Here is a 2,006-nt window from a genome sequence, read left to right on the forward strand (position 1 = left end):
CTTGAATCCCCCACTACCCAAAAATCTCAAAAAACTCGAGATTTAAAAACTTCCCAACAAGTTCAAAACCTTAAAGATTTCCAAATTCGGAGTTTCGATAAACTTCAAAACTCCCGCCATCGCTACGGGTCTGAAAACTCCCAACGCTTCCAACCCGCTAAAGATTTAAAAAATCTCAAAAAATCCTCATTCAAACCGCTTTTCTCTATCATCTTGGCTTCAGTGATGGGTGCGGGTGTTGCTTATGCTACTGGCGATGCAAGTTGCACGCTAGGGGATGCGAATGCTTGTTTGAGCCATACAATCGTTGGTAGTAAATATTATGATGAATTTAATTTAATCAAACAAGATGGCACGACAGATGTATGGAAATATGATGTTGCAACCTCAAAGCATAAAGAAATAATAGATGATCTCACCATCACTGGCAATAAAGCCGTTATTATAGAGCCTAACCTCTCTATTGAAAACAATACAAAAATGACAGGGAATTTCAAAGACTCGGTGTTTGTGGGGAATTTTAGCCACAATATAAATACCGTAAATTACACAGCAGGAGAAGTAACCCTCACTTTTGATGGCGCCTATAAAGGCAACACCGATCAAAAAGCTACCATCAATGGCAAAGAATACTCTACCAAAGAAGGGAAATGGGCATTCTTGGGGAATCTGAATTATCGACTCATCAAAAACGACATCACTTTCAAAAATGGGGCAAATATGGCAGGGGATATCATTGAGGGGCATTATATAGGGAATGTAGATGATGACAATATCAACATCACATTTGATAACTCCAATCTCATTGGTAATATAAGCGTTAATAACGGCGAGAATACTTTCACTTTCAATAATAACGCCCATATGCAAGGGAATATCACTTATTATAAGTTTAATAATGAGAAAGCAAATCTGACTATCAAAACCAAAGATTCGAGTATTGAGGGCAATCTCAGTGTGAGTGGATGGGCTAATAATCATTGGAGTAATGCTAAAGCAAATACCAAAGACCAAAAAATCACGCTTGAATTTGATGGCAATGGCAAAGAGGGCTATGCTTTCAAAGGTAATATGTCTTTGCAAGCAGATAGCTCAAATAAAACGAGGGACCTCACTCTCACCCTCAACAATAATGCCAAGATTCTAGGCACGATTAATTTAAAGAAGAAACCTTTCGAGAATGCCACATTTACCATCAAAAACACCACCAATAAAAATGATGATTATTCCGAAATAAGCAATATTATCAATACTGGTGGTAAAGTAACCATTAATGTTGAAGAAAATGCTGCCTATAAGGGGGCTATCAATGCCACAAAAGAAATAGATTTAAATATTAAAAAGAATGCCACGTATGCAGGACTCTTCACCTCGAAATCCATATCAGGTGTGGGTGCAGGGGAAGCGTTAGTTACAGCCGAAGAAAATGCCGTGTTTATCGGGGGCTTGGAAGCTAGCGGGAGTGGTGTTACCAGAAATGACATTGTTACAGACCTAACTAAAAGAGGCAAAAACATCGTAGCCACATTTACAGACGCCACATTCCTTGCCAATAATAATGGCAGATTTGGTGCAGGCTCGGGGACAGGGATTGTTAATAAAACGCACGGGGCTTATGTCAATGCGAAATTTACCCGCTCAAGTATGAATGGGGATATTATCACATCTGCTAACAATGAGGGCTGGAGTGTTAATGATATCAGCTTTGCTTCCGCTGCAGTAAATCCGACAGCTTCAGGTGATAGCACCCCGCCTAAAATCGACTATGCTCCTGCGAATAAGGCAGCAAATAAGGCTACAGAAGCAGCAATGGTTCCTACAACAACACACAAACTCGATTATTACTTACCCCATTTACCCTCTACTGGGACTAATGAAGCACTTAATCAAACAGCTATAACCAAATTCTATGGGGCTTTGATGACTGAAGCCAAACTCAAAGGAATGAGCGGAGACCAAATACAAGGCTATGTTATCGCAGGTATCCAAGACTATCTCCGATTAGC

General features: G+C 39.8%; 1 protein-coding gene. It reads left to right on the forward strand.

The features are described 5' to 3' along the window. The coding region (locus BJI48_RS09505) for a hypothetical protein (protein WP_180763110.1) at positions 1-2,006 on the forward strand (2,006 nt) is incomplete at both ends.

It is taken from the genome of Helicobacter sp. 11S02596-1 (genome assembly GCF_002272825.1).
GTDB lineage: Bacteria > Campylobacterota > Campylobacteria > Campylobacterales > Helicobacteraceae > Helicobacter_J.